This window comes from Haloferax larsenii, from assembly GCF_024730625.1.
GTDB classification, from domain to species: Archaea; Halobacteriota; Halobacteria; order Halobacteriales; family Haloferacaceae; genus Haloferax; species Haloferax larsenii.
This window is the reverse complement of the sequence record NZ_CP078063.1, coordinates 2,194,516-2,214,989: the sequence shown is the minus strand read 5'-3', so window position 1 is coordinate 2,214,989 and position 20,474 is coordinate 2,194,516. Positions and strand designations below refer to the sequence as shown.

21 protein-coding genes are annotated in these 20,474 nt (G+C 63.3%); 10 read left to right on the top strand and 11 right to left on the bottom strand.

Annotated features, from left to right (window positions below):
- Positions 1-60 precede the first annotated feature (60 nt).
- Genes KU306_RS11565 through KU306_RS11555 form a run of 3 tightly spaced genes read left to right on the top strand, consistent with a single transcriptional unit; the run spans position 61 to position 3,966 of the window.
- Complete coding sequence (locus KU306_RS11565) at positions 61-1,341, top strand: Single-stranded DNA binding protein (protein WP_258302004.1); 1,281 nt, start codon at positions 61-63, stop codon at positions 1,339-1,341.
- Complete coding sequence (locus KU306_RS11560; protein ID WP_258302003.1) at positions 1,338-3,179, top strand: rpa-associated protein; 1,842 nt, start codon at positions 1,338-1,340, stop codon at positions 3,177-3,179. The genes KU306_RS11565 and KU306_RS11560 overlap by 4 nt, the downstream gene beginning before the upstream one ends.
- Positions 3,180-3,183: 4 nt before the next feature.
- Complete coding sequence (locus KU306_RS11555; protein WP_258302002.1) at positions 3,184-3,966, top strand: metallophosphoesterase; 783 nt, start codon at positions 3,184-3,186, stop codon at positions 3,964-3,966.
- Positions 3,967-3,987: 21 nt separating this feature from the next.
- Here KU306_RS11555 and KU306_RS11550 read toward each other — a convergent pair whose 3' ends face one another.
- Together KU306_RS11550 and KU306_RS11545 are read right to left on the bottom strand one after the other, a co-directional pair.
- Positions 3,988-4,278, bottom strand: coding sequence for a hypothetical protein (locus tag KU306_RS11550; RefSeq protein ID WP_049918595.1), 291 nt, complete (start codon positions 4,276-4,278; stop codon positions 3,988-3,990).
- A gap of 34 nt (positions 4,279-4,312) precedes the next feature.
- Complete coding sequence (locus tag KU306_RS11545; RefSeq protein ID WP_258302001.1) at positions 4,313-4,591, bottom strand: hypothetical protein; 279 nt, start codon at positions 4,589-4,591, stop codon at positions 4,313-4,315.
- A 90-nt stretch (positions 4,592-4,681) separates the two neighbouring features.
- Between KU306_RS11545 and KU306_RS11540 the strand changes: the two genes are divergently transcribed.
- Complete coding sequence (locus tag KU306_RS11540; RefSeq protein ID WP_258302000.1) at positions 4,682-7,522, top strand: DEAD/DEAH box helicase; 2,841 nt, start codon at positions 4,682-4,684, stop codon at positions 7,520-7,522.
- A gap of 4 nt (positions 7,523-7,526) precedes the next feature.
- Here the strand turns inward: KU306_RS11540 and KU306_RS11535 are convergent, their stop codons facing one another.
- Together KU306_RS11535 and KU306_RS11530 are read right to left on the bottom strand one after the other, a co-directional pair.
- Positions 7,527-7,916, bottom strand: coding sequence for a DUF7522 family protein (locus tag KU306_RS11535; protein ID WP_007539869.1), 390 nt, complete (start codon positions 7,914-7,916; stop codon positions 7,527-7,529).
- A gap of 97 nt (positions 7,917-8,013) precedes the next feature.
- On the bottom strand, positions 8,014-8,415 hold the full coding sequence (locus KU306_RS11530; RefSeq protein ID WP_007539867.1) for an ArsR/SmtB family transcription factor: 402 nt from the start codon (positions 8,413-8,415) through the stop codon (positions 8,014-8,016).
- Between the two features lie 100 nt (positions 8,416-8,515).
- On the opposite strand from KU306_RS11530, the gene KU306_RS11525 reads away from it, so the two are divergent.
- The gene (locus KU306_RS11525) at positions 8,516-9,136 is read left to right on the top strand and encodes a DUF7509 family protein (protein WP_258301999.1); all 621 of its coding nucleotides are present in this window, start codon (positions 8,516-8,518) and stop codon (positions 9,134-9,136) included.
- Positions 9,137-9,200: 64 nt separating this feature from the next.
- Entirely contained in the window at positions 9,201-9,908 is a 708-nt protein-coding gene (locus tag KU306_RS11520) for a class I SAM-dependent methyltransferase (protein WP_258301998.1), read from the top strand.
- A gap of 54 nt (positions 9,909-9,962) precedes the next feature.
- On the opposite strand, the gene KU306_RS11515 is transcribed toward KU306_RS11520, so the two are convergent.
- Together KU306_RS11515 and KU306_RS11510 are read right to left on the bottom strand one after the other, a co-directional pair.
- Positions 9,963-10,280 (bottom strand): hypothetical protein, encoded by a 318-nt coding sequence (locus KU306_RS11515; protein ID WP_309138752.1) that lies wholly within the window; start codon positions 10,278-10,280, stop codon positions 9,963-9,965.
- A gap of 142 nt (positions 10,281-10,422) precedes the next feature.
- Positions 10,423-12,603 (bottom strand): AAA family ATPase, encoded by a 2,181-nt coding sequence (locus tag KU306_RS11510; RefSeq protein ID WP_258301996.1) that lies wholly within the window; start codon positions 12,601-12,603, stop codon positions 10,423-10,425.
- A gap of 78 nt (positions 12,604-12,681) precedes the next feature.
- Between KU306_RS11510 and KU306_RS11505 the strand changes: the two genes are divergently transcribed.
- On the top strand, positions 12,682-12,816 hold the full coding sequence (locus tag KU306_RS11505; protein WP_007539858.1) for a DUF7128 family protein: 135 nt from the start codon (positions 12,682-12,684) through the stop codon (positions 12,814-12,816).
- A 64-nt stretch (positions 12,817-12,880) separates the two neighbouring features.
- Here the strand turns inward: KU306_RS11505 and KU306_RS11500 are convergent, their stop codons facing one another.
- Together KU306_RS11500 and KU306_RS11495 are read right to left on the bottom strand one after the other, a co-directional pair.
- Complete coding sequence (locus KU306_RS11500; protein WP_258301995.1) at positions 12,881-13,117, bottom strand: DUF7508 domain-containing protein; 237 nt, start codon at positions 13,115-13,117, stop codon at positions 12,881-12,883.
- Entirely contained in the window at positions 13,117-13,545 is a 429-nt protein-coding gene (locus KU306_RS11495; protein ID WP_007539854.1) for a DUF5796 family protein, read from the bottom strand. The genes KU306_RS11500 and KU306_RS11495 overlap by 1 nt, the downstream gene beginning before the upstream one ends.
- Positions 13,546-13,701: 156 nt before the next feature.
- Here KU306_RS11495 and KU306_RS11490 point away from each other — a divergent pair, with 156 nt between their 5' ends.
- Together KU306_RS11490 and KU306_RS11485 are read left to right on the top strand one after the other, a co-directional pair.
- On the top strand, positions 13,702-14,571 hold the full coding sequence (locus KU306_RS11490; protein WP_258301994.1) for a shikimate kinase: 870 nt from the start codon (positions 13,702-13,704) through the stop codon (positions 14,569-14,571).
- Complete coding sequence (locus KU306_RS11485) at positions 14,568-14,894, top strand: chorismate mutase (protein WP_007539850.1); 327 nt, start codon at positions 14,568-14,570, stop codon at positions 14,892-14,894. The genes KU306_RS11490 and KU306_RS11485 overlap by 4 nt, the downstream gene beginning before the upstream one ends.
- A 105-nt stretch (positions 14,895-14,999) precedes the next feature.
- Here the strand turns inward: KU306_RS11485 and KU306_RS11480 are convergent, their stop codons facing one another.
- A complete protein-coding gene (locus KU306_RS11480; RefSeq protein WP_258301993.1) occupies positions 15,000-15,986 on the bottom strand; it encodes a calcium/sodium antiporter in 987 nt (328 codons plus the stop codon).
- A gap of 313 nt (positions 15,987-16,299) precedes the next feature.
- Between KU306_RS11480 and KU306_RS11475 the strand changes: the two genes are divergently transcribed.
- A complete protein-coding gene (locus tag KU306_RS11475) occupies positions 16,300-16,647 on the top strand; it encodes a hypothetical protein (protein WP_258301992.1) in 348 nt (115 codons plus the stop codon).
- 6 nt (positions 16,648-16,653) lie between these two features.
- Here KU306_RS11475 and KU306_RS11470 read toward each other — a convergent pair whose 3' ends face one another.
- Positions 16,654-18,033, bottom strand: coding sequence for a PAS domain-containing sensor histidine kinase (locus KU306_RS11470; RefSeq protein WP_258301991.1), 1,380 nt, complete (start codon positions 18,031-18,033; stop codon positions 16,654-16,656).
- A gap of 187 nt (positions 18,034-18,220) precedes the next feature.
- A complete protein-coding gene (locus tag KU306_RS11465; RefSeq protein WP_007539846.1) occupies positions 18,221-20,473 on the bottom strand; it encodes an amino acid permease in 2,253 nt (750 codons plus the stop codon).
- Between the last annotated feature and the right edge of the window lies 1 nt (position 20,474).

The window sequence follows — 20,474 nt, the reverse complement described above, 5'->3', positions numbered from 1 at the left end:
CCGAAGTCAAGTTGGAGCCCCGGCAATCCTTTTTATTGGATGGGGGCGAAGCCCTCACCGATGGAACTCGATCACCATGCCGAGGAGCTTGCCTCCGCCCTCGGTGTCGACAAAGAGGAGGTCAAAAGCGACTTGCAGAACCTCTTGCAGTACAGCGTCCCGCTCGACGAAGCGAAACAGAGCGTCCGCCGAAAACACGGCGGGAGCTCGTCGAGCAGTGATGCGCCGCCGTCGGCCAAGCGCATCGCCGACATCGAACCCGACGACGGCAACGTCTCGGTGACCGTTCGCGTTCTCACGGTCGGCACGCGCTCTATCGTCTACCAAGGCGAGTCCCAGACGATTCACGAGGGGAAACTCGCCGACGGCTCCGGAACCATCTCCTACACCGCGTGGCAGGACTTCGGGTTCGAACCCGGCGACTCCGTCACTATCGGCAACGCCGGCGTCCGCGAGTGGGACGGCAAGCCCGAACTGAACATCGGCGCGGCATCGACCGTCGCGGTCGAATCCGAGCCAGTCGAGACGGCCTACGACGACCAAATCGGCGGCGATGCCGACCTCATCGACCTGCAGGCCGGCGACCGCGGCCGGGTCGTCGAGACGCGCGTGCTCGAAGTCGAATCGCGGACTATCGACGGCCGCGACGGTGAGACGTCCATTCTCTCCGGCGTCCTCGCGGACGAAACCGGGCGACTCCCCTTCACCGATTGGGCACCGCGCCCGGACCTGAAAGAAGGCGCGAGCCTTCGCCTCTCGGACGTGTACGTCCGCGAGTTCCGCGGCGTCCCGCAGGTGAACCTCTCGGAGTTCACGACCGTCGAAGTGCTCGACGACCCCGTGGAAGTCTCCGACTCCGCGCCGCGCCTGAAAATCGGCGAAGCGGTCGCCGCGGGCGGCGTCTTCGACGTCGAACTCCTCGGCAACGTCCTCGAAGTACGCGACGGGTCGGGACTTATCGAACGCTGTTCCGAGTGTAGTCGCGTCCTCCAGAACGGCCAGTGTCGCCAGCACGGCGACGTCGACGGCGAAGACGACATGCGCGTCAAGGCGATTCTCGACGACGGCACGGGAACCGTGACGGCCATCCTCGACCGCGACCTGACCGAAGCAGTCTACGGCGGCACGATGGAAGACGCGATGACTCAAGCACGCGAGGCGATGGACAAGGAAGTCGTCGCCGACGACATCGCCGACACGCTCGTCGGCCGCGAGTACCGCGTTCGCGGGAATCTCTCCGTGGACGAGTACGGCGCGAACCTCGAAGCCGACGAGTTCGAAGAGACCGACGACGACCCGGCTGAACGTGCTGCGGCCCTCCTCACGGAGGTGGGCGCATGAGCTCCTCACCGGTCGTCGGAACCCGCGAGGTCGCCTACCGCGTCTTCGCCGCCGAGTTCGACGACGCGTCGCTGTCGTACTCCGAGAGCGACGAAGAGCGTGCCCCGAACTACGTCGTCACGCCGACGGGCGCGCGCCTCAACCGGACGTTCGTCGCAGGCGTCCTCACGGAAGTCGAGCCCGTCAACGACGAGGTCCTTCGCGGCCGCGTCGCTGACCCGACGGGCGTGTTCGTCACCTACGCCGGACAGTATCAGCCCGAGGCGATGGCGTTCCTCGACCAGACGACGCCCCCCGCGTTCGTCGGGCTCACCGGCAAGGCGCGAACCTACGAACCGGACGACTCCGACGTGGTCTTCACGTCGGTCCGTCCGGAGAGCGTCAACGACGTAGACGCCGACGTTCGGGACCGCTGGGTCGTCTCCGCGGCCGAGGCGACGCTCGAACGCATCGCCGTCTTCGACGAGGCGCTCTCGATGCCCTACCGCGGCGACAACCTCCAGACGGCGCTGGAAGCCCGCGGCGTCGACCCGACGCTGGCTGCCGGTATCCCGCGTGCAATCGACCACTACGGGACGACCCGCCGGTACCTCGAAGCCATGCGGACCCTCGCCGTCCAGACGCTCGAACTCGTCGCGGGCGACCGAACGGAAGTCGACCAGCTCACCGTCTCGACGGACGAACCCGGCGACGTGACACTCGGAACGCTGCCGGAGATTGATCTCGAACCAGCCGATTCCGTCGCCATCGAGGAGTCGGCCGACGAGACAGACGCCGACCACAGTCCAGAGGCGGACGCGGTCGAAGAGCCGGGCGAGACGCCCTCCGAGTCCGAACCGATTGCTGCCGAAGCGTCGGTCGACTCGGCCGAAGCGACCGACTCGACACCGTCGGAGTCGGAACTGGACCTCGAATCCGACAGCTCCGAGCCCGTGTCTGAGATTGAGCCCGAACCAGAGCCAGAGGCCGAACTGGAGTCGGAGCCCGAAGCCGACACGGAGACCGAACTGGAGTCGGAACCCGAACCGGAATCGGAACTGGACCTCGAATCCGAACCTGAATCCGAGCCGTCGCTGGATGCTGAATCCGACGCTGAGTCGTCGCCGGATACGACCGACGACCTCGGTGACTTCGACGATTCGACACCCGAATCGGATGAGTTGGGTGATTTCGACGACACCGAAAGTGGAACACTCGGCGACTTCGACGATGGGTCCGACTCGACCGACGGAGAACTCGGCGACTTCGGAGACGAGCCTGCTTCGACTGAAGACGACGACACGGCCGACGCAACCGGTGCAACCGACGCGGCCGACCCGAACGGGATGTACGAACTCGACGACGAAGAGCGCGAAGAAATCGAATCCGAGTTCGGAACCGAGTTCACGAGCGGTGCAGAGGTCGACCCCGCCGGTGAGGCGGATATCGACGTGCCCGACGCAGACGAACTCGAAGCGGAAGCCGCAGACGAACCGGTGGCGGACACCGAACCGGCCAGCGAGGAACCGACGCTCGATGTCGAGTCGGAGTCCGAACCTGAGCCAGAAGCAGACTCTGAGTCGGAATCCGCGGCTGAGCCGGAGCCTGAGCCAGCATCGGAATTGGAATCGGAATCAGACGAACCAGACGTCGCTCCCGAGGACGTGAACCTCGAAGCGGTCGTCGTGGAGGCGATGGAGAGCCTCGACGACGGCGACGGCGCTGCACGCGACGCAGTCGTCGATTCCGTCGTAGACGAGTACGGCGTCGACGCCGACGCGGTCGACGACGCCATCGAGGAGGCGCTTCTCGGCGGGCGCTGCTACGAACCGAAGGAAGACGTGCTGAAGGCAATCTGAGGGCGTGACCGACCCACTCGTCGAACCGATTCCCGGCCATCCCGCGGCGGTCGCACGAACGACACGCCGGGACTTCCCGGAGCGGTCGCTCGTCGTCGCCGACTACCACGCCGGTATCGAAGCGGGTCTGCGATACGAACGCGGCGTCGAACTCCCGTCGAACGCCGACGTTCGCCGCGAGCGACTGCTGTCGCTTCTCGACCGGACCGACGCAGACCGAGTGGTCGTCCTCGGCGACCTCGGACACCGGATTTCCGGCCCGAAGGGCGACGAAGCCGAGGAACTGACCGACCTCGTAGAGGCTGTAACCGACCGCGCGGAGATGACGCTCGTCCCCGGCAACCACGACGGCGGCCTCGCGGACTTCTTCGGCGATCGCGTCGAGGTGACCGACGGCTCCGGCGCCCGCCTCGGCGACGTCGGCTTCTGCCACGGCCATACGTGGCCCTCGCGGGAGGTGCTGGCGGCCGATATCGTCTGCTCGGCGCACGAACACCCGGCGGTCAGACTCGAAGACGAAGTCGGCGGTGGGCGCAAAGAGCGCGTCTGGCTTCGCGGGTCGCTCGCACCCGACGTGTTCGCCAACCACTTCGGCGTTGACGTCTCGGAGTTGGCGTGGAACGACCCCGAACTGGTCGTGTTTCCGGCGTTCAACAACACCTCCGGCGGGACGTGGGTCAACGTCCCCGGACAGGGATTTCTCTCGCCGTTCCTGCCGGACGGGTTGGTAGACGGCCAAGCGTACCTGCTCGATGGGACGCGCTTGGGTGACTATCGAAACGTCTGAGGTGCCCGAGTAGCCCCTCCGTCAGAACAGGCCCGAGCCGAAGACGAACGTGAGGCTACCGAGGACAAACACAGAACCGGCCGTCACGCGAGCGAGTCGCTGCCAGCCAGTCCACTCGTAGAAGAACACTGGAACGCCTTTCTCTCGTTCTCGAACAGCGTAGCCGACGAACCAGAGCGTCGAAAGCACCAGCACCGCGGCGAAGACCAGTTGCCACGCCGCAAGGTCGCCCCACTGGTTGCCGAGTACGATAAGCAGGTTCCCGGCAGTGAATCCCGCCTGCGACAGCCAGAACGTTCGTTCTGGGGTCACAGTGTCACACCACCCTCGGAGCGCGGTGACCACATCAGAGGACCACCGAAACGAACTCCCACACAGTTAGTGCGACGTACAGGGCTGCACTCCCCGCGACGAGATAGACGAGCGGCCCCCATTCCGTTGGACCGTCGACACGCTCGGGGTTCGACAGCGTGACCACGGCGACAGCAACGATGACGGCCCCTCCGAGGGCCGAAACGAGAGTCGCGATGTCGGTCGCCCCGTGGACGATATCCACGCCAGCACTGGCTGCTGCGGCGAGGCCGAAGCACACGAACGAGAGCCAATAGACGCGATTCGGGGACACGGGCGAAATTGATTCACGCCCGACATGAATCTGCCGGAGACGACCACCCCGAGCGGTGCGTTTAATCGCGTTCACCCGTAACCTCGGGCGATGCCAGACGGCGAGGCCGCCGCCGGAATGGACGCCTTTACGAGGCTCTCGCAACCCGTCCGCAACGCCCTCTCGGAGCGCGGGTTCACGACGCCGACGGAGCCACAGCGCCGGGCGATTCCGCCGCTCGCCGCCGGAAAGAACGGCCTCATTATCGCGCCGACCGGGACCGGGAAGACGGAGACGGCGATGTTGCCAGTCTTTTCGGCCATTGCCGACGCCGACGAGCGATTCGGCATCTCGGCACTCTACATCACGCCGCTTCGGGCGCTGAACCGCGACATGCGCCAGCGCCTCGATTGGTGGGGCGAGCACCTCGGAATCGACATCGACGTTCGCCACGGCGACACCACGCAGTACCAGCGCCAAAAGCAGGCCAACGACCCGCCGGACGTGCTGGTGACGACGCCCGAGACGTTGCAGGCGATGTTGACCGGGAAGAAGCTCAGAACGGCGCTTTCGGACGTTGAACACGTCGTCGTCGACGAGGTGCACGAACTCGCGTCGGCGAAACGTGGCGCGCAGTTGACCATCGGCTTGGAGCGACTTCGGGAACTCGCGGGGTCGTTCCAGCGAATCGGCCTCTCGGCGACTGTCGGGTCGCCCGAAGAGGTCGGACGATTCCTGACCGGCGACCGGGACTTCGAGATTATCGAAGTCGACGTGGACAACCGCGTGGAGTTCGAGGTGGTCCGCCCGCAGGTGACGAACGAAGACGAGCGACTGGCGGGGAAACTCGCCACGGACCCCGAGATAGCCAGTCACGTCCGAACGATACGCGACATCGTCCGCAACCACGAATCGGTGCTCGTCTTCGTCAACACCCGCCAGACCGCCGAAGCACTCGGGTCGCGGTTCAAGGCACTCGACGACCCCATCGAGGTCCACCACGGGTCGCTGTCGAAGGACGTGCGAATCGACGTGGAAGACCGATTCAAAGCAGGCAAGTTGGACGCACTCATCTGTACGTCGTCGATGGAACTCGGCATCGACGTGGGGCGCGTGGACCACGTGGTGCAGTACAACAGCCCGCGCGAAGTTTCCCGACTGCTCCAGCGAGTCGGGCGAGCGGGCCACCGCCTCGGGGTCGTCTCCCGCGGCGCCATCGTCACTGACCACCCGGACGACACGCTCGAAGCGCTCGCTATCGCCCGCCGCGCCGAGTCGGGGGAAGTCGAACCCGCCCGCGTCCACCACGAGAGTCTCGACACCGTCGCGAACCAGATTGTGGGCATCGTCATGGACTACGGCGACGTGTCGGCCCGGCGGGCGTACGAAATCGTCACGCGGGCGTACCCCTTCCGCGACCTTTCGGAGGACGACTTCCGCGAAATCGTCCGCGAACTCTCGCAGAACCGGCTGCTCTGGGTCGAAGAGGAAAAAGACCTCCTCGAAAAGTCCAGCGGGACGTGGCAGTACTTCTACGCGAATCTCTCGATGATTCCCGACGAGGAGACCTACGAGGTCCACGATATCTCCTCGCGGCGGCAAATCGGAACACTCGACGAGAAGTTCGTCCTCAACTTCGCCACGCCGGGGGCGACGTTCATCCAGCGCGGCGAGATGTGGCGCGTCAACGACGTGGACGACGAGGAAGCGCGGGTGAACGTCTCGCCAATCGAAGACCCCGGCGGCGAAGTCCCTTCGTGGGTCGGCTCGGAGATTCCGGTCCCCGCCGCAGTCGCCGGAGAGGTCGGGGAACTCCGCGACGTGGCTGCGCCGCAGTTCGAGTCGGGTGCGGACCGCGAGGGCGTCGCCCGCGACATCACCACGCAGTACCCGACCGACAACGAAACCGTCTCCTCCGCGCTCGGACCAATCGAACGACAGGTCGAGTCCGGCGCACCGATACCGACCGCCGACAGCCTCGTCCTCGAAGGCTCGCCCCGACAAGTGACGCTCAACACCTGTTACGGCCACCGCGTGAACGAGACGCTCGGCCGCCTGCTGTCGGCTCTCGTCGGCCAGCGAACCGGGTCGTCGGTCGGGATGGAGGTCGACCCCTACCGCGTCGAGTTCGACGTGCCGGGGAAGGTGAGTCCGACGACGTTCGCCGAGGTGCTTCGAGAGACCGACCCCGAGCACGTCGAAGCCCTCATCGAACTCGCGCTCAAGCGCTCGGACTCGCTGAAGTTCACGCTCGCACAGGTCGCCGCGAAGTTCGGGACGCTCAAACGGTACCAGGGGAAGGGTCGCTTCGGCGGCGACAGACTCCTCGCGGCCCTCGAAGGAACCCCCGTCTACGACGAGGCGGTTCGCGAGGTGTTCCACACCGACCTCGCGGTCGACGAGACGGTCGAACTACTCCGGCGTATCCACGACGGCGACGTGGAACTGGCAGTCGCCCGCGAACCGACGCCAATCGGCACCGGCGGACGCGGGTCCGGAACCGACTTGCTCGTCCCCGAAAACGCCGACGCCAGCGTCATCCAGACGGTCAAAGAGCGCATCCAGAACGACCGCGTGTTGCTCGCATGCCTCCACTGCAAGGACTGGACGCGGAAGAAACCGGTCAAGCGCGTTCGCGACCCGCCGACGTGTCCCGAGTGCGGTGCGACCCGCATCGCCGCGCTGAATCCGTGGGACGACGAGGCGGTCAAAGCCGTGCGAGCGAGTGAGAAAGACGAGGAACAAGAGCGCCTGACGAAGCGAGCGTATCGCTCCGCGAGTCTGGTGCAGGCCCACGGCCGAAAGGCGGTCGTCGCGCTCGCGGCCCGCGGCGTCGGCCCGCACAACGCGGCGCGCATCATCAACAAACTCCGCGAGGACGAGGACGACTTCTACCGCGACATCCTCGAACGCGAGCGCGAATACGCCCGGACACAGTCGTTTTGGGACTGAGTGTTCACTCCGCTATCGCCCACTCGTCGAGAATCTGGGTCGTCGCGCTGGCGAGCGCTTCGAAGTCCTGCATCGAGATGCCGTCGGTCGTGACGAACACGCCGATATCTTCGAGCGTGATGCGGACGAGATAGCCGTTTTCGAACACGCGAATCGTGTACTCGTAGTCGCCGAGTTCGGACCCGCGGTAGGCGTCCTGAGTCATCTTGAAGTCGTGCCACTCGTTGCCGATAAAGGAGTTCAGGTCGGCTTCCTGTTCGAGGTCGTCGCGGAGATACACCTGCACGTAGTCGAAACGATTGAAGTACGTGAGCGACCGCAGACTGTCGCCGACCGCGGTCCGACACGTCGTAATCAGCTTCTCTTGGGCCTCGTCGGGGAGGAGATTTGACATCGGCTGAAGGGTGTGTGATGGAGTGACAAATAGACGGTGTCTGCGGCAGGTACCGCGGCGGCGGGCGACTGGGGTCGGATTCGGCGTTCGCGGCGACTTACTCCGACGAGTAGGCGTCGCGGTAGTCGTGCTCGCGGCGGATGAGTTCCTCGACGCCGTATTCGAGGATGTCCTCCCCGAGCGACGTGGCGCGGTAGTAGGAGAACAGTCCGTCCTCGTCGGCGCGGGAGCGTTTTCGTTTCTCGACGAGCCCGGCGTCGACGAGTTTTCGGAGGTGGTAGTGCAGGTTGTTCGCCCGAATATCGAGCGCCGCCTCCAGTTCTTTCGGACTCCGCTCGCCGAAGTGGACCAACCGGTAGAGGAGCGTAAACCGCGTCCGGTCGCCGATGGCCGCCTGCATGTCGAGATACTCGTCCAGCGTCAGGACGCTCGTCGGCGGCAGCAACTCGGCCGGGTCTTCGGGGTGGCCGTCCGAGTCGGCAGGGGAGTTCGTCGCCATCTCAGTTCGAGAGATGCAGCGTATCGACTTAACAGTTCTCGAGTCAAATATCGCTGAAAAGGCCGTTTTTTATAAGTAGTTTCGGTCAGTACGTCGTCACATGCAGGACGCCATCACGCGCGAGGACATCCGCGACGCGCTCGGAACCACCGCCTACGACCGGTTTCTCGTCTACGTGATGGGTCCTTACAAGTCCTTCAACCTGAACTACGTCCTCTCGGAGCGGGAACTGGCGAACATCGACATCGAGGAACTCCCCGGACCAATTCGGAAGTTGTTCTCGGCGCGCGAGGACATCGACGACGCGCTGGCGCTCCTCCGTCGCGTGCAGGGGTCGCTGCGGGCCGACCCGGGAGTGAACGCCTTTCTCGCCGTAGACGTGGATATCGACACCGACGACGTGGACGCCGCGACACAGAGTATCGCCTTCGCGGAGGCGAGCAACGCAACCGTGTTCATCCTCCCGTTTCTCGGACACAACTTCGGCGTCGGCGAGGAGGCGGGGTCCGTCCTCGAACGCCTCTCTGAGACCCACGGCGACCGAATCGTCTTCGTCCACGAGGACTCGGTCACGAGCGAGATGATTCGGGCCGCACGGACGCGCTGGGACCTGCGAGTCGAGACGTACGACACCGAAGCAGAACTGCACAAGCGCATCCGACTCTTCGTCGCGGACGTGATGAACAGAGAACTTCACGGCGATTTGGAACGTCTCGATTAGTTTGTCCATCGCTACCGAATAGCAGATTAAATTTATCTGACAAACTCACGACTCCCAATTCGTCATGCCCGACGACGCACTCGGACTGGCGATGCTCGATAGATTTCGCGGTTGCTTGCGCGCTCCGTGTGTCTACCGCGACGGCGCGGACGCTGGCGACGCCCACGTCTATGAGCATTATCTCGTCCCGTCCGAGGAGTGGCCCGAGTCGAAGTGGGAGTTCGTCGAGTCGCTTCGGACGCCCGTGCTGGATGTCGGCTGTGGCGCGGGACAGCACGCACTCGCAATACAGGACTGCGGCGAGGTGGTCGCCTTCGACGTGAGTCCGAACGCGGTTCGTACGGCCCGAGCGCGAGGTGTCGAGTTGGTTTTCGTCGGGGACATGTTCGACCCACCGGCCGAATCCGGTCGGTTCGAGACGGTCCTCGCGAACGGGACGCAAATCGGCCTCGCGGGGTCGCTCGACGGCCTCGCGGACCTACTCGCGTCGCTCGCTGAATTCACCACCGACACGGGCGAACTCGTCGTCGACTCCTACGACCCGACCCGAATCGACTCTGAGGCGTTCTTCGGCTACAGACCGGATTCGCGTACCGGGGTCGCGCGCCGGACGTTCCACGTCGAATACGGCGGCCTGCGTGGCCCCGACCTCGATTTCCTCCTCGTGTCGCCGGAGCGACTGCGCGAGGTCGCCGCCGACGCCGGTCTCGATGTCTTCGACGTGTCGTACTCGGCCCCCGAATCGAGTTACTTCAAAGCGCGACTTCGGTGACGGTCGGGGTTGTGGTTGGCGGTGTAGTCGAGGCTGAGACCTCGAATTTTCCTGCTACTCCCACCGATTCGTCGCTTCGTTCCGTCTCGGCAGGAACGGGAGCAACAGGGCGACGACGAAGACGATTCCAGCAATCGCGAGGTAGTCGGGCGTCGTCACGACGAGCGCGACGAGCGAGAACACGGACGCGTCCCCGCTGTTGACCGCCTCGATGGCTGCCATCTCGCTGTTCAAGAGGACGAAACCCATGAAGATGACTTCCGCGAACACCACCCTGATTCCCGCTTTGGTGAGCCACCACCCGGCAGAGAGTGGTCCGCCCGTGAGTGCGCCCCACTCGCGACGGACTTTCCGCCGCCACCCGGCACTCACGACACACCACCGTTGCATGTGAACATGCGTCACTATTCGCGAGGAGGAGAGATAATCCCGAGCGTTTCGACGGGTGAAGAGTACTCCCGTCCGTTTCGTCGGGGGAGTAACGAGTGATTTCGTCGAGAGAGGTGTTCCCCCCTCAGGCGAGCGACGGCCTGACGGACGCGATTGCTTCGTTGAAGTGCTCGCGGGTGATGCGAATCTCGTCGGCGTGGTCGTTCGCGGCCGTTCCCTCGTAGGCGTTCGCCACGTCTTCGATGGCTCGGAGCGCCGCCTCGCGGCAGACCGCGGCGACGTCAGCACCGCTGAAGCCGTCCATGTGAGCAGCGACGTCGTCGAGGTCGATGTCGGGGCTGAGCGGTTTGTTCCGAACGTGTACGTCGATGATGGCACGGCGGGCTTCGATGTCCGGCGCGGGGACCTCGACGTGTGTCTCCAGTCGCCCCGGTCGGAGGAGTGCCGGGTCGAGGGCGTCGCGGCGGTTGGTCGCCGCGAGGACGACGAGGTTTGGGTTGTCGGCGGCGTTGTCCATCTCGGTCAAGAGCTGCGAGACGACGCGTTCTGTCACACCCGAGTCCGAGCCCATGCTGTCGCGGTCGGTAGCGAGCGCGTCGATTTCGTCGAAAAACAGGATACTCGGTGCGGCCTGTCGGGCGCGGTCGAACACCTCGCGGACGGACTTCTCGGACTCGCCGACGTAGCGGTCGAGGAGTTCCGGTCCGGCGACGTGGATGAAGTTGACACCGCTTTCGGCGGCGATGGCACGGGCGAGAAGCGTCTTCCCGGTTCCCGGTGGGCCGTGTAGGAGGACGCCAGTCGGCGGGTCGGTTGCGGCCGCCTCGAACAGCGGCGCGTAGGTCAGCGGCCACGTGACGGCGCGTTCGAGCGACCGTTTCACGTCGTCGAGTCCGCCGACCGCTTCGAATCCTTTCGTGGGTTGCTCGGCGACGTACTCGCGCATCGCCGAGGGCTCGACCGCGGCCATCGCCGCTTCGAAGTCGGCGCGGGTGACGGTCATCTCCGAGATTGGTGAGTCGGCACCGTCTCTGCGAACACGTCTGAGTGCGGTCATCGCGGCCTCTTTCGCCAGCGATTCGAGGTCGGCACCGACGAACCCGTGGGTTCGTGAGGCGAGTCGGTCCACGTCGACGTCGTCGGCGAGTGGCATCCGGCGGGTGTGGACGTCCAGAATTTCTCGGCGACCAGTCTCGTTCGGGACGCCAATCTCTATCTCGCGGTCGAACCGGCCACCGCGGCGAAGCGCGGGGTCGAGGCTGTCGACCCGGTTCGTCGCGCCGATGACGATTACGTCGCCACGGGCGTCGAGACCGTCCATAAGCGAGAGGAGTTGGCCGACGACGCGACTTTCGAGGTCGCCGCCGTCGTCGCGCTTGGACGCGATAGAGTCGATTTCGTCGAAGAAGATGATACTCGGTGACTCCTCGCGGGCCGCTTGGAACACCTCACGGAGTTTCTCTTCGGATTCGCCTTTGTACTTCGAGAGGACTTCCGGCCCAGAGACGGTGATAAACGTCGCGTTCACCTCGTTTGCGACGGCCTTGGCGATGAGCGTCTTCCCGGTTCCCGGTGGGCCGTGCAAGAGGACGCCTTTCGGCGATTCGGTTCCGAGATGCGTGAACACCTCCGGTTCGGAGAGCGGGAGTTCTATCATCTCTCGGACGAGTTCGAGTTCATCGTCGAGACCACCGATATCCTCGTAGGTGATTCCCGTGGCACGGCCGCGACTCCCATCGGATTTCTCGCCACCGGTCACGGTCTTGACGGCGTCACGGACTGCCTCGCTGGCTCCTTTCGAGCTATCGACCGTCACGGTGACTTTCGTCGAATCGGTGACGCGGACGATGCCTTCCGGGTTCGTCGATTTAACCGTGAGCGCCGCCCCACCGAGGCGTTCGACGCGAACGCGGTCGCCAGCGCGGAGCGGGCGATTTCGAATCTCGGCGCGAACGACCTCCTCGACGGTGTCGCGGCTGACGCTGGTTCGGTCGAGTGCGTCAGGGCCGGCGAGTGTGACGGCCGTCGCGTCCTCGACAGAGACCTTGCGCACGTGGACGGAGTCGCCGATTTTCACCCCCGCGTTGGCGCGGGTGTCGGCATCGACCAGAATCTCGCCCGCGTCGGCTCCCGGGCGGGCGGGCCACATCTTCGCCACGGTCTCCCTGGAGCCGTCGATAACGACTGTCTCGCCACTCAACACGCCGAGTTCCTTCCGTGCACCCTCTGGAAGTCGGGCGATACCACGTCCGGCGTCTCGCTTCTCCGCGGCGCGGACGACAAGTGTCACCCCGTCTTCAGTCATGGGGTGCGATTAGACCCCTCGGCTCTTGAGGGTTCGCCCGGGGCAACCGTTTTGCCCAACGATGTGATAGCTCTACACATGGTCGCCACGACTCAGAAAGACGGGTCGACGTGGTACCGGTGTGAAGAGTGCGACATGCTGTTCGACATCGAAGAAGACGCCGAGGCTCACGAGGAGCATTGCGACACGGACAGTCCGTCGTACCTCCAGTAGGGACAGGCTGATTCGACGACGAAGAGCGGGAAAACCGAGAGGAGAAAACGGAGAGCCAGAAACGCTACGCGGGGTCGTGTTCGGCGGCGATGCGCTCGGCGTGTTCGAGTGACGTCGCTCGCTCCCAGCGGACTTGTTCGCCGTCACCGTACGCCAATGCCTCCTTCAGTTCGTCACGGAGGACACCGACACCGCGACCGACGAGGGTGCCGTCGGTATCGCCGAGTTCGTAGTAGCCGTAGGCTTCCGGTGCCTTCCCGATGGTCGGTTTCTCCAGCGGTTGCCAGCGTTTCCGAAGCATCACTCGGCGACGAACTCGTAGGCGTCTTCGCTCCAGTCGTCTTCGACGAAGACGAACACGCGACCGCGGGCGACTTCGGGGTCGGCGTCGACTTCGAAGCGATGCCCGGAGATGCGGCGGGCGACGACGCCGGGGAACAGTTCTTCTTCGTCGCCTTCGGCGAGGATGACCCGACCGACGCCGCTCGATTCGAGCACCTCGTCGTGTGTCTTGAGGTCGTTGACGTACATCATCACGCCTTCCGTCTCCGACGGGTCGGTGACGAGGACGTGGACTTCTCGCCCGGGCTTGGTCGTCAGCGTGTCCGTGACCGCCTCGGGGACGCCCCGGTAGACGGTCGTCCGACCGTCGAGATACTCCACCGCGACGCCGTAGTCGAGGAGTTCCACACCGAGTGTACTCGGGGCAACGTCGTTTCGGGCGCTCATACCACGCGATTACGTCGGTGCGGTGAAAAGGAACGCGGTACACGGACGCGCTGTATCGGCTGTGTCGATGCAACGTGCGCCGACTCCCACCCACGCGACAGCGGTGGATATGGCATGGACCGCTACTTCTTTGCCTCCGCTCGTTTCGGTACAGATATGCACGGCCGAGCAGCCGCCCTCGGTGCGGGGACGATACTGAACGCACTCGCCACACACACGGGGTCAGCGTTCGCCATCGACGCCGAGACGACCGCGACGGTCGAACTCGACGACTCGGACGCAGTCTCCGGCACGATTGCGGAGGACCCCGACGCCGACACCCGGCTCATCGAGCGCTGTGTCGAACTCGTCGTCGAGCGCTTCGGCGACGGCGAGGGAGGGACGGTCGAAACCGAGAGCGACGTGCCGATGGCCGCCGGGCTCAAGAGCTCCAGCGCGGCCGCGAACGCCACGGTGCTGGCCGCCCTCGACGCAGTCGGCGCGTCGGCCGGTCCCGGCCCGGACGACGATATCTCCCGCCTCGACGCCTGTCGCCTCGGTGTGGAGGCCGCCCGCGACGTTGGCGTGACCGTCACGGGTGCGTTCGACGACGCGACCGCCTCTATGCTCGGAGGCGTCGTCGTCACCGACAACAGCGCGGACGAACTCGTCGTCCGCGACGAAGTCGAGTGGGACGTCCTCGTCTGGACGCCACCGGAGCGCGCCTACAGCGCCGACGCCGACGTCTCCCGCTGTGAGAACGTCGCCTCGATGGCCGACCTCGTCGCCGACCTCGCACTCGAAGGCCGGTACGCCGAGGCGATGACTGTCAACGGACTGGCGTTCTCCGCCGCGCTCGACTTCCCGACCGACCCGGCCGTCGAAGCGATGCCAATCGCCGACGGTGTCTCCCTGTCCGGAACCGGGCCGAGCGTCGTCGCGGTCGGCGACCGAGACGACCTCGAACTCGTCCGCGACCTGTGGGACGCCCGCGACGGCGAGACGCGACTGACCACCACGCGAACTGATGGAGCACGAATCTTATGACAGAAAACACCGCAGACACTGCAGATAGCGTCGATTCTGCCGAATCGATTCAGGACATGACACTCGACGAACTCCGCGCGGAAATCGGAGATATCGACCACGAACTCGTCGAACTCATCGCCCGCAGAACCTACGTCGCCGACGCCGTCGCGCAGGTCAAAGCCGAAAAGGACCTGCCGACGACCGACGAGACACAGGAAGAACGCGTGATGAAGCGAGCAGGCGAAAACGCCGACCACTTCGGCGTCGATTCGAACCTCGTGAAGGCCATCTTCCGGTTGCTCATCGAGATAAACAAGGCCGAACAGCGCGAGAGTCGGTAGTCGAAAGATACTGTCTCAGCGCCCTCTACTTCTGACCGAGTGGCTCATTCTTCTTCCGGCAGTTGTCTTTCGTCCTTCAGCCGGTGCATCATGGACTCATGTGGGCTATCCTATCAGTCCAAATATCCCGAGAATCCACCGCCCAATCTCGGAGGTTGCGAACAGGGCACCCTCCGCCCGAGAGAGTTCTCGTTTCGTCCAGAAGGCAGCAACCATCAACAGGGTGACTCCTGCCATCCACGCTAGCGTCTGCAGTGCTGGGATACTCACGGTGAGTGGACGAATGACCGCCGCAACGCCCAGGATGCCCGTGATATTGTAGATGTTGCTGCCGACGATGTTGCCAACTGAGACACCGAGGCTCCCCCGCTTGATTGCTACCAACGAGACCGCGAACTCCGGTGTCGACGTGCCTGCTGCGACGATAGTCCCGCCGATTACCCACTCGGAGATACCGACACTGCGAGCCAGTTCCGATGCGGCGACTACCATATAGTCACCACTGACTAGCACTACCGCTAACCCACCCAAGAGGAGTACGACGTCGCGCCCGCGGAAGGTCACCTTCTCCGTCACTTGGCGAGTTATCTCCCCTTCGCTGAGTGCCTGACCGCTGGGCACTGTCGAGTCCGACTGAGTGGTCCGGAGTAGGTACGCTGTATAGGCGACGAACGCCCCGACCAGGAGGACGCCTTCCAGTCTTGTAATCTGAAGATTGAAAATCACGACCCCACCGACGAGCGTGCTCACCAGTAGAGCGACGCCGTCACGATGAATGAGTGACTCTGCAATCGGAATCACCTTCAATAGAGAGATTACTCCTAGAATAAACGCCAGGTTGTAGATATTCGAGCCGAGGACATTGGCGACTGCGATATCACCCACTCCTTTGAGCGCGGCATCGACTGAAACCACGAGTTCTGGTGTTGAGGTTCCCATTGCGACGATAGTCAGTCCGATTGTAAGGTCCGAGAGTCCGAACTGTCGAGCCAACCGTACGACGGCGTCGACCAAGAGCCGAGCGCCAATCCACAGCCCCAGTATCGAGAGAAGAATCACACCGATTTGGACAATTGGGCCGCCTTGAACCATCGTACGAGTCTACTGCGGGTCAGTCAATCAAAGTTAGGCACCCAGTTTCCACCACCGGTCGCACACGCTGGTCACATACGGCCCTGTGAGCGCGCCGATATTGCGTGTGATTCTGAGCCTGACTAGTTCAAATGATTTTCACCCTGCTGTTTTATGCCACAAAATTTGGCTACCTAAACAAGGCCGAACAGCGGCAAACCGGTAGCCGAAGATAGCGATTTTACCCTCGATATCGACCGGTGAGACCGGAATCGCCGGCTATCGGTCGGCTCTCCCCAGAAAAGTGATAGCGGTGCTCCTGCTCCGGTAACGTGTGTTCCCACCTTCCACGACGCTCGATTTCGCTCTCTCGGGGACGATGCTCGTCGTGGCGACGGTCTGGCGTCTCCGAACACGGGAGAGTTCACGGGACCGTGTACAGACCCTCATCGCCATTACCGGGGTGCTCGGCGCAATCACACTCCTCTGGTTTACGCTTCGTCGGTTCGGGTACGTCGAGGCAGTGTTGGCTCCTTCGTCGGGCTTCCAGTACGGACCATTCTGGCGCGTTCTTCCAGCTATCGCGGCAACGACACTCGCACTCGGCTTGTTCTCGATTCCTCTCGTAAGCGGTGTTCTGACGACGATTGGCTGGCATCCCCGAACGCGGCAGAATCAATAGCGGAACTCACGCCGCCGACCGAGTCGCCTTCGGCAGCGTGACCGAGAACACAGTCCCATCGGGGTCGTTGTCTTCGACGGTGATGTCTCCACCGTAGGTATCGACGAGCGACTGGACGAGATACAGGCCCATGCCGGTGCCGTTGCTCCCGAGGCCTTTCTCGCCCTTTCCGAAGATGTGCTCTTTGTGGCCGTCTGGAATCCCGGGACCGTTATCTGCGATGTGAACCACGACGTCTTCGTCGCGTTCCTCCGCAGAGACCGTTATGTTCGGAATCTCCTTGTCGTTGTGCTGGTTCGCGTTCTTCAACAGATTACGGAAGACGGACTCCAGCATGTCGTCGCCACGGACGGTCACGTTCGGAAGCGGCCCCTCGGAGATAATCACCGACTCGGGGAACGACGACCGAGCGTCTTCGAGTTCGCGTTCGAGGACGCGTCGGAAGTTCACGGGCTCGGACGCAGACGCCTCCGAAAACAGCACCTTCGAGATGTCGCCCGCTGTCTTCGTCAGTTCGACCGCGTGATTCGCCCGCGCCTGGACGATCTCGATGTGTTCTTTCCCCTCGTCGTCCAATTTGTCAGAGACGAACTCGGCGTAGGCGATGACCAACTGGAGGTCGTTTCGGATGTCGTGGCGAAGAACCTGGTTGAGTATTTCGAGCGTGTTGCGCTGTCTCTCCAGCCGCTTTTCGTACTCCTTTCGTTCAGAGATGTCGCGTGATAAAACGGTGAACCCACCGTCGTCGGCGAACACTCGAATCTCGACCCACATATCCATCGGCTCCGGGAAGTAGTGTTCGAACTCCCTCGACCCGCCGGTCTCCATCACGTCTCGATACTCCGCTTCGAGTTTCGACGGAACGTCCTCACCAACCACGTCCCAGTAGTTCTCCCCGACGATTTCGTTCGCATCAACCCTGGTTCGGTCGGACATCCGGTCGTTCCAAAACGTGACGACCCACTCGGAATCGACTGTGAAGACCGCGTCAGTCGTTCGTTCGAGGAACCGATACCGGTCCGAGAGGTCGATTGCTGCGAACATGGCACCCTCTACGTCATCATTGGCATCGTACAGCGGTTCGGCAGCAGCGCGGTAGCGGTTTTGTCCCCACGGCTTGACGAACGTGAACTCGCGTTCGACACGAGACTCAGTCTCGATTGCGTCACGCTTCAGTTCCGTCGTGGGCTGCGAGATATCGCTGGGAAACAGCTCTTCGTCCGTCTTCCCGAGAATCTCCGCTTCTGGCGGTTCGGGAGACGAGTTGTGGACCCACGTGTGACGGAGGTCGGTATCGACCTTCGACCCGTTCATCTCCCCGGTTTCGAGAACCAGATTCAGGAAGCGCTTCGTCCGTTCGAGTTCTCGTCTACTATCCTTACTCATGTATTCGCCGCCCTCGAACGACAACTGCTGTGATTTCTCGAATTCGTCGTCCACCGGCTAGAAGGCAGAAAGAGTGGCGATGCTCGCTGCGCAGCCATACGTGCTACTCTTGGACAATCCGCATAAGTGTGTGAGTTAGATAATTGATGAATCCAGAGCGGTGGGTGCTCTCTCGGGCGTTTCGATGCTAGCCAAACAATCTCTCGACAAGCCCTCGCGTTCGTGCTCGCTCGGCGAGAAGGACCGAACAGTCTACGTCGTCGACGATATCCACGACGACTGCGCCCCTGACGAGTCGTGACAGGAGTCCCTCTTCTGTGGCACCGACGATGACCATCGAACACTCCTCGGCAGCGGCCTCGATAGCGGTTTCGACGTCACCGGTCTCGACTCGGAATTCTGCGTCGCCCAGGTCGTGGTCGTGCGCCCACGATTCGAGGAACGCTTCGCCGTCCGCCAGCGAGTCCGCGACGTGGAGCAACGTGAGTTGCGACCCGTATTCGGCTCGGAGGTCCGATGCAACCGCAGCAGAGAGGTCGGAGTCCGGCCCGCCTGCGGTCGGGACGAGAATGTGTTCCGGGTCGAACCCACGGTCTTTCAGGACGAGGAAGTCACACGGCAAGTCCATCGCGAGGTCGTCGATTGCGCTCTCGACCCGACCCGGAGAGCCGTGTAACTCATCTCCCCATTCCATCACGACGAGAGACGCCTGATGTGACCGAGCGGCGTCGAAGATTTCCTCGAACGACCGGTGCGAGATTATCGTGTGAGTTTCGACGGGAACGCCGAACGTTTCTGCATCCTCGCGGGCCGCGTCGAGGAGTTGTTCGGAGGTCTCGTCGAGTTCGTCCGCGTACGCCGCCGCACCCGCCAACGCCGTCTGGTCCGGCACTGTCACGATGTGGATGGCGTCGACGATTCCGCCGTGTTGCTTTGCGATGGCACTTGCGAGCGTGATGAGGTCTTTCTCGTGTTCGGGGTCCGCCACGGGAACCATCACGCGGTAGCGGCCGCCGTTGGGCTGGACGCTGGTCGCGACTGAGACGGCGGCGTCTACAGGCGACTGCGAGATGATGTGTTGATTCAAGATGCCGCGTTTCTCGGTCTGGTTTCGAGCGTAGACTACGTACCAGACGACACCGCCCGCGACGAACACCAGTGAGAGACCGATTTCGATGGGTTCCATGAAGGCGATTAACCCGAACGACGTGAGTGCGCCGAGGACCGGGACCACGGGGTACAGGGGAACTTCGAACTCGGGTTGGTACGATTCGACGTCGGCTTCTCGCATGACGATGAGCGCGATGTTGAGCAGGCCGTAGACGATGAGATGGAGGACGCTGCCGGCTTTGGCGAGCGTCTTGATGTCACCGAGGACGACGAACAGTAAGATGAGCGCGCCAGTCAGGACGATACTCCGGTACGGGGTTGCGAAACTCGGGTGAACCGCGTTGAGTGTGTCGCTGACGAGTTTGTCACGGCCCATCGCGAAGTTGATACGCGACGCGGCGAGAATCGACGCGTTCGCACTCGACGCAGTCGCCAACAACCCCGCGAACGTCAGCAAGCCGACCCCGACCGTGGCGAGACCAACTGTTCCGAACGCGATGTCGGCGACGTCGAGAACGGGTGTCGTGGTGAACTCGGGGGCGAGTTGCCGCCAGTTGACGACGCCCATCAGGACCACCATAATAAGCGCGTACATCAGGGTCACGATGACGACGCTTCCGACGACTGCGAGCGGGAGATTCCGACCGGGATTCCTGAGCTCTTCGGCGACGGTCGTAATCTTCGCGAAGCCGAGAAACGAGACGAACACGAGCCCAGTCGCGGGGAGAACGGCGGTTGCACCCCCGGTTTCTGGCGGGAAAAACGGACGAAGTGTCGTGAGGTCGGCCTGCAACATGCCGAGCACAGAAAAGACGGTGAGAATCGCAACGAGGATGGTCACGATGACGATTTGGACGTTCCCGGTCTCCTTCGCGCCAACGTAGTTGACGGTGATGAATGCAGTGCCGGCGAGCAACGCTCCGACTTGGAACGGCGTCAGACTGAGTGGGCCGAGCGCGAGCGCTGGCAGCGGGAGAAACGTCGAGAGGTACTCACCGAATCCGAGGGTGTAGAACGCACTCGCAAAGGCCAGTCCTATCCAGTTACCCCATCCCGCAATCGACCCAAAGAGCGGCCCGAGTGCGTGGTTGACGTAGTAATAGCTGCCGCCAGCCTTCGGCATCGCGGTCCCGAGTTCCGACGCCGACAGCGCCGTAAAAAGCGAGATACCGCCGCCGATGACGAACGACAGCGCGACTGCGGGACCCGCCGCAGCGGCGGCCTCACCCGGGAGCACGAAAATGCCAGCGCCAATCATGGTGCCGACGCCGATAGTGAGCGCGGCGAGCAACCCGAGGTCTTTCGCGAGTTCCTCGTCGCTGGTAGTCATC